Origin of the sequence: Actinomadura montaniterrae, from assembly GCF_008923365.1 — a bacterium.
GTDB classification, from domain to species: Bacteria; Actinomycetota; Actinomycetes; order Streptosporangiales; family Streptosporangiaceae; genus Spirillospora; species Spirillospora montaniterrae.
Map to the genome: position 1 here is coordinate 43,486 of NZ_WBMR01000052.1, position 6,533 is coordinate 50,018.

General features: G+C 71.2%; 8 protein-coding genes. 6 read left to right on the plus strand and 2 right to left on the minus strand.

Annotated elements, in window-relative coordinates:
* The first annotated feature begins 10 nt into the window (after positions 1-10).
* The 5 genes from F9B16_RS19565 (at position 11) to F9B16_RS19585 (ending at position 4,879) form a co-directional block, all read left to right on the plus strand.
* Entirely contained in the window at positions 11-700 is a 690-nt protein-coding gene (locus F9B16_RS19565; RefSeq protein WP_151541536.1) for a succinate dehydrogenase cytochrome b subunit, read from the plus strand.
* A 1-nt stretch (position 701) separates the two neighbouring features.
* Positions 702-2,639 carry a fumarate reductase/succinate dehydrogenase flavoprotein subunit gene (locus tag F9B16_RS19570; protein ID WP_151541537.1) on the plus strand — a complete coding sequence of 646 codons (1,938 nt, stop codon included), beginning with the start codon at positions 702-704 and terminating at the stop codon, positions 2,637-2,639.
* Positions 2,640-2,641: 2 nt separating this feature from the next.
* Entirely contained in the window at positions 2,642-3,394 is a 753-nt protein-coding gene (locus F9B16_RS19575) for a succinate dehydrogenase/fumarate reductase iron-sulfur subunit (RefSeq protein ID WP_151541538.1), read from the plus strand.
* A 64-nt stretch (positions 3,395-3,458) separates the two neighbouring features.
* Complete coding sequence (locus tag F9B16_RS19580; protein ID WP_151541539.1) at positions 3,459-4,205, plus strand: arginase family protein; 747 nt, start codon at positions 3,459-3,461, stop codon at positions 4,203-4,205.
* A 143-nt stretch (positions 4,206-4,348) separates the two neighbouring features.
* Positions 4,349-4,879, plus strand: a complete 531-nt coding sequence (locus tag F9B16_RS19585; RefSeq protein WP_151541540.1) for a nuclear transport factor 2 family protein — start codon at positions 4,349-4,351, stop codon at positions 4,877-4,879.
* Between the two features lie 5 nt (positions 4,880-4,884).
* Here F9B16_RS19585 and F9B16_RS19590 read toward each other — a convergent pair whose 3' ends face one another.
* The gene (locus tag F9B16_RS19590) at positions 4,885-5,364 is read right to left on the minus strand and encodes an STAS domain-containing protein (protein WP_192808872.1); all 480 of its coding nucleotides are present in this window, start codon (positions 5,362-5,364) and stop codon (positions 4,885-4,887) included.
* A gap of 64 nt (positions 5,365-5,428) precedes the next feature.
* Here F9B16_RS19590 and F9B16_RS19595 point away from each other — a divergent pair, with 64 nt between their 5' ends.
* Positions 5,429-5,674 (plus strand): DUF2630 family protein, encoded by a 246-nt coding sequence (locus F9B16_RS19595; protein ID WP_151541542.1) that lies wholly within the window; start codon positions 5,429-5,431, stop codon positions 5,672-5,674.
* Positions 5,675-5,680: 6 nt separating this feature from the next.
* Here F9B16_RS19595 and F9B16_RS19600 read toward each other — a convergent pair.
* Positions 5,681-6,533 (minus strand): L-lactate permease (locus F9B16_RS19600; protein ID WP_192808873.1); only part of this gene is annotated, 853 nt, incomplete at its 5' end.

Here is a 6,533-nt window from a genome sequence, read left to right on the forward strand (position 1 = left end):
CGTTCGCGACGTGGCTATAGCGATACCTGCGATCTACCGATCGACCGTCGGCAAGAAGGCCGTCATGGCCGTGACCGGCGCAATCCTGGTGCTGTTCCTGATCGCGCACATGATCGGGAACCTGAAGATCTTCCTCGGCGCGGGGGACTTCGACCACTACGCGCACTGGCTGCGCACGATGGGCGAGCCCGCCGTCCCGCACCGGACGCTGCTGACGATCCTGGAGATCGTGCTCGTCGTGTCGGTCGTCCTGCACATGTGGTCGGCCATCTCGCTCGGCAAGCGCGCCGCGCACGCCCGCCCGGTGAAGTACCAGTCGAAGAAGAAGTCGCACGCGCAGGGCTACGCCACCTACACGATGCGGTACGGCGGCATCGTCGTCGCGCTGTTCATCATCTGGCACCTGCTGGACCTCACCTTCTTCGCGGTGAACCCGCTGGGGTCCGACGCCACCCCCTACGACCGGGTCATCGCCGACTTCGACGGCTCCCGCTGGTACATCACCGTCTGGTACGTCCTGGCGGTCCTGCTGGTCGGCCTGCACCTCAACCACGGCATCTGGAGCGCGTTCCAGACCCTCGGCCTGCGCAGCCCCCGCAGCAACGGCGCGCTGCGCGTGCTCGCCGGCGGCGTCGCCGGGGTCGTGACCCTCGGCTTCATCGCCGTCCCGATCTCCGTCACCTTCGGATGGGTGAGCTGACATGAGCGACAGCTTCTACAAGTCCGGCGAGCCGATCGCCGACGCCAAGGCGCCCAAGGGCCCGATCGAGGACCGCTGGACGACGCGCAAGTTCGAGGCCAAGCTGGTCAACCCGGCCAACCGCCGGAAGAAGAAGATCATCATCATCGGCACCGGCCTGGCGGGCGGCTCGGCGGGCGCCACCCTCGGCGAGGCCGGCTACCACGTCATCCAGTTCTGCTTCCAGGACAGCCCGCGCCGCGCCCACTCGATCGCCGCGCAGGGCGGTATCAACGCCGCGAAGAACTACCGCAACGACGGCGACAGCGTGCACCGGCTGTTCTACGACACGGTCAAGGGCGGCGACTTCCGCTCCCGCGAGTCGAACGTGCACCGCCTCGCCGAGATCTCCACGCAGATCATCGACCAGTGCGTCGCGCAGGGCGTCCCGTTCGCCCGCGAGTACGGCGGCCTGCTCGACAACCGCTCGTTCGGCGGCACGCAGGTGTCCCGCACCTTCTACGCCCGCGGCCAGACGGGCCAGCAGCTGCTCCTCGGCGCCTACCAGGCGCTGATGCGGCAGGTCGACGCCGGGAACGTGGAGCTGCACCCGCGGCACGAGATGCTCGACCTGATCATGGAGGACGGGCGGGCGCGCGGCGTCGTCGTCCGCAACCTGATCAACGGCGAGATCAAGCACTACACCGCCGACGCGGTCGTGCTGGCGTCCGGCGGCTACGGCAACGTGTACTTCCTGTCCACCAACGCGATGGGCTCGAACGTCACCGCGTCGTGGCGCGCGCACCGGCACGGCGCCCTGTTCGCCAACCCGTGCTACACCCAGATCCACCCGACCTGCATCCCGGTCAGCGGCGACCACCAGTCGAAGCTGACGCTGATGTCGGAGTCGCTGCGCAACGACGGCCGCGTCTGGGTGCCGGAGAAGGCCGGCGACACCCGCCGGCCGTCCGACATCCCCGAGGACGAGCGCGACTACTACCTGGAGCGCATCTACCCGTCCTTCGGCAACCTGGTGCCCCGCGACATCGCGTCCCGCGCCGCGAAGAACGTCTGCGACGAGGGACGCGGCGTCGGCCCCGGCGGCCTCGGCGTCTACCTCGACTTCGCCGACGCGATCGAGCGGCTCGGCCGCGACACGGTCGAGGCCAAGTACGGCAACCTCTTCGAGATGTACGAGCGCATCACCGGCGAGAACCCGTACGAGACGCCGATGCGCATCTACCCCGCCGTGCACTACACGATGGGCGGCCTGTGGGTCGACTACGACCTGGAGTCGACCATCCCCGGCCTGTTCGTGATCGGCGAGGCGAACTTCTCCGACCACGGCGCGAACCGGCTCGGCGCGTCCGCGCTGATGCAGGGCCTCGCCGACGGCTACTTCGTGCTGCCGAACACCATCAACGACTACATCGCCCGCAACGCCCTCCCGCCCGTCCACGAGAAGGCGATCGCCGAGGCCGAGGAGCGGGTCACCTCCCGGATCGAGAAGTTCCTGTCGATCGACGGGGACCGCTCCGTCGACTCCTTCCACCGCGAGCTCGGCCACATCATGTGGGAGTACTGCGGCATGGAGCGCACCGAGGAGGGCCTGCGCAAGGCCCTGGAGCTCATCCCGGCGCTGCGGGACGAGTTCTGGACGCGCGTCAAGGTCACCGGCAAGGGCGAGGAGCTGAACCAGCAGCTGGAGAAGGCCGGCCGCGTCGCCGACTTCTTCGAGCTCGCCGAGCTGATGGTGATCGACGCCCTGCACCGCACCGAGTCCTGCGGCGGCCACTTCCGCGCCGAGAGCCAGGACGAGGACGGCGAGGCCAAGCGCGACGACGCCAACTTCGGTTACGTCGCCGCCTGGGAGTGGGCCGGCGAGGGCGAGCAGCCCGTCCTCCACAAGGAGGACCTGAACTTCGAATACGTCCACCCGACGCAGAGGTCGTACAAGTAATCATGAAGCTCACACTGCGCGTCTGGCGCCAGAGCGGCCCCCAGGACAAGGGGAGGATGGTCGAGTACAAGCTCGACGACGTCTCCCCGGACGCCTCGTTCCTGGAGATGCTGGACGTCCTCAACGAGAAGCTCATCGCGGGCGGCGAGGAGCCGGTGGCGTTCGACCACGACTGCCGCGAGGGCATCTGCGGCATGTGCTCGCTGGTCATCAACGGGACCCCGCACGGCCCCGAGGAGCGCACCACCACCTGCCAGCTGCACATGCGCAAGTTCAAGGACGGCGAGGTCATCGACGTCGAGCCGTGGCGCGCCAGGGCGTTCCCGGTCGTCAAGGACCTCGTGGTGGACCGGTCCGCGTTCGACCGGATCATCCAGGCGGGCGGCTACATCACCGCGCCGACCGGCACCGCGCCGGAGGCGCACTCCACGCCCGTCCCGAAGCCGGACGCGGACCGCGCGTTCGAGGCCGCCGAGTGCATCGGCTGCGGCGCCTGCGTCGCGGCCTGCCCGAACGGGTCGGCGTCGCTGTTCCTCGGCGCGAAGGTCACCCACCTCGGCCTGATGCCGCAGGGCCAGCCGGAGCGCTGGGACCGCGTCGTGTCGATGCTGGACACCCACGACGACGAGGGCTTCGGCGGCTGCACGAACACCGGCGAGTGCACGGTCGCGTGCCCGAAGGGCATCCCGCTCGACGTGATCGGGAACCTGAACCGCGACTACCTGAAGGCGACCGCCGGCGGCAAGAAGCGCTGATCGTCGTCTTCGCGGGCCACGGCCCCGTCCGGAGTACCGGGCGGGGCCGCTCTACTCTTGGCGCATGACGATCACGCTGGTCCCCTATCACCAGGACGAACACCTCCCCGAAACGACGTTCCCGCTCCCCGAGGCCGCGGCGGTCACCGTCACCCGCGAGTTCCCCGACGGCGACGTCTGGACGCGGATCGCCGCGCTGTACGAGCCGGTCGCCGCCGAGGTCGCCGCGCAGGCCGCGGCCGGAGCGGTCCCGTCGGTGGTGTCCGGCGACTGCCTGGTCTCCGAGGCCGTCCTCGCGGGCGTGCAGCGCGCCGGGGTGGACGCCTCGATCGTGTGGTTCGACGCGCACGGCGACGTCCACACGCCGGAGACCAGCACCTCCGGGTACATCGGCGGGATGCCGCTGCGGCAGATCCTCGGCGACCACCCCGAATTGCTGTCGTCGCGGCTGGGGCTGCGGCCGCTGCCGGAGGAGCGGGCCGTCCTCGTGGACGCCCGCGACCTCGACCCGGCCGAGGCGGAGTTCCTCGCGTCGTCGCGGGTGCGGCGCTGCCCCGTGGACGACCTCGACCTGCCGGACGGCCCGCTCGTCCTGCACGTCGACGTGGACGTGGTCGACAAGGCCGACCTGCCGGGCCTGAAGTTCCCCGTGGGCGGCGGACCGTCCTTCGACGCGGTCGTCGCGGCCGTCCAGCGGGTGAAGGCCACCGGACGCGTCGCCGCGCTCGACATCGCCTGCCCCTGGCACCCGCCGCGGCCGGGCGACGACCCCGTCCGCGCCCGCCTCCTCGCCGCCCTCCTGGCGTCCTGACCCGTCCCGAAAGTCTGCACGTCCCGGCGCGGGAACGGGCCCGGCTCGACCCCGGCGACCCCGGCGGACCGGTCGGGTGACGGATGCCCTGCCGGTCGGGGCGTTCCTAGCGTTGATCGTGTTCCCGGACGGAGGAGAAGACGATGAACGACAAGGAATTGGCGGGCCGGGTGGCGGAGCTGACCGACCGGGCGGAGATCACCGAGCTGGTCGCGCGGTTCTTCGGCTCGATCGACGACCGCCAGCGCGCCCCGGAGGAGCATCCCTTCGACGCGGCGTGGGCACGGGCGTTCTTCACCGAGGACGTCGAGTTCCGCTACCCCGTCGGCGCCTACACCGGGCACGCCGCCGAGCTGATGGACCTGACCATGGACAACTTCGGGCGCACCCAGCACCTGGCCGGCATCCCGGAGATCGCACTGGACGGCGACCGGGCGGCGGTGCGGTGGAGCGCCGTCCACCACCATGTACACCCGGCGTCCACGCAGGAGGCGCGCGGCGACCGCCTCGGGGAGACGTTCGTGTCGGGCGGGCACTACGACGCGGAGGCCGTCCGCACACCGGACGGCTGGCGGTTCCGCGCGGTCTCGCTGTCCGTCGCGTGGACGACCGGCAAGCCGCCGCTCGTGCCACCGGAGCGCCGCGCGGCCATGGCCCGCCTCGCCGCGTCCTGAGCAGGTCAGGGGCGCAGGCGGCAGTGGAGTTCGAGGCCCGGAACGGCGTCCCAGCCGATCAGCCGGACGAGCTTGTCGATGTGCGCGGTGACCGAGTGCAGGACGAGCAGGCCGTCGCGGCCGGCGAGGTCGCGGGCCGCGAGGGTGAGGGTGCGCAGGCCCGCGACGTCGATGAAGTCGACGCCGGCGAGGTCGAGGTGCAGGTCGCCGTCGATCCGGCCGCGGGCGGCGCGCAGGGCGCGGGTGAGGTCGGCCGCGTTGGACACGTCCACCTCGCCGGCCATGCGCAGCCAGGGGGCGTCCGCGGCGCCCTCGATGCGCAGCAGCGGGGTGTCGAGTTCGACGACGTCGTAGCGGGGAGCGGTGCGCTCCGGGCGCGGTCCGCCCGGACCGCCCTCCCCGCCGGTGATCCGCCAGACCGTCATCCGCTCCTCGCCCTTCGGGACCGGGGCGCCGCCTACCGCGGGCACGCCCGTATATGCCACGATCTCACCTGTTGACACCTTGTGGACCCCACCACGCGGGAAAACCGTCATCGGGAGGCTTTTCATGGACGAGAAGGCGATCCTGGAGCGGATCAACGAGTTCATCGACGAGGAGCACGCGCTCCGGCAGGCGCATGAACGCTCCGAGACCACCGGTGAGGACACGAGACGGCGGTTGCGGGAGCTGGAGGTGGCCCTCGACCAGTGCTGGGATCTGCTGCGCCAGCGGCGCGCCAGGATCGACGCGGGGCAGAACCCGGAGGACGCGCACGTGCGCCCGGCCGGCGAGGTCGAGGGCTACCGCCAGTAGCGCCCGCTACGGCACCATCCACGACAGGACGTCCGTGGACTGCAGGCCCGACAGCACGCACATGCCGGCCAGGAACAGCAGGCTCCACAGGACGACGCGGCGGAAGATGTCGCCCTCGCGGCCGTCCAGGCCGACGGCGGCCGCGGCGATCGCGAGGTTCTGCGGGGACACCATCTTCCCGAGGACGCCGCCGGAGCTGTTGGTGGCGGCCATCAGCACGGGCGATAGGTCGGCCTTGTTCGCGGCGGTGATCTGCAGGGCGCCGAACAGGGAGTTCGACGAGGTGTCCGAGCCGGTCACGGCGGTGCCGAGCCAGCCGAGGACCGGGGACAGCACGGCGAAGGCGCCGCCGGCGCCGGCCATCCAGGTGCCGAGCGTGACGGTCTGGCCGGAGGCGTTCATCACGAACGCGAGCGCCAGCACGGCCATCACGGTGACGATCGCCCAGCGGAGCTGGACGAGCGTGGTGCCGTAGGCACGCAGCGCCCGGCCCGCGCCGACACGCAGCGCGATCATGGTGAGGAGGCCCGCGACGAGCATCTGGGTGCCGGGCGTGGTGAAGTAGTTGAAGGTGAAGGTGGGCAGCGTCGACGGTTTGCCGGACGCGGCCGTGATGTGCAGGCCGGGCCAGCCGACCGTCTGGGTGGCGCCGTTCAGCCAGTCCTTGACCTGGTCGATCTGGCAGACGACGAACACCGCGATGATGATCGCGTAGGGGGCGTAGGCGCGGACGACGTCGGCGCGCGAGTCGGCCGGGGCCTCGCCGGCGCCGCCGCCGCGCCCGGCGCGGGCGGCGAACTCGGGGGCGGGCTCGTCGGCGGCGCCGCCGGCGATCACCGGGCGGGCCGGGGCGTGCGGG

Excerpts from the sequence above, each read along its gene's own strand:
- F9B16_RS19570 (WP_151541537.1), top strand. The coding sequence starts at position 702 with ATGAGCGACAGCTTCTACAAGTCCGGCGAGCCGATCGCCGACGCCAAG.
- F9B16_RS19575 (WP_151541538.1), top strand. The coding sequence starts at position 2,642 with ATGAAGCTCACACTGCGCGTCTGGCGCCAGAGCGGCCCCCAGGACAAG.
- F9B16_RS19580 (WP_151541539.1), top strand. The coding sequence starts at position 3,459 with ATGACGATCACGCTGGTCCCCTATCACCAGGACGAACACCTCCCCGAA.
- F9B16_RS19585 (WP_151541540.1), top strand. The coding sequence starts at position 4,349 with ATGAACGACAAGGAATTGGCGGGCCGGGTGGCGGAGCTGACCGACCGG.
- F9B16_RS19595 (WP_151541542.1), top strand. The coding sequence starts at position 5,429 with ATGGACGAGAAGGCGATCCTGGAGCGGATCAACGAGTTCATCGACGAG.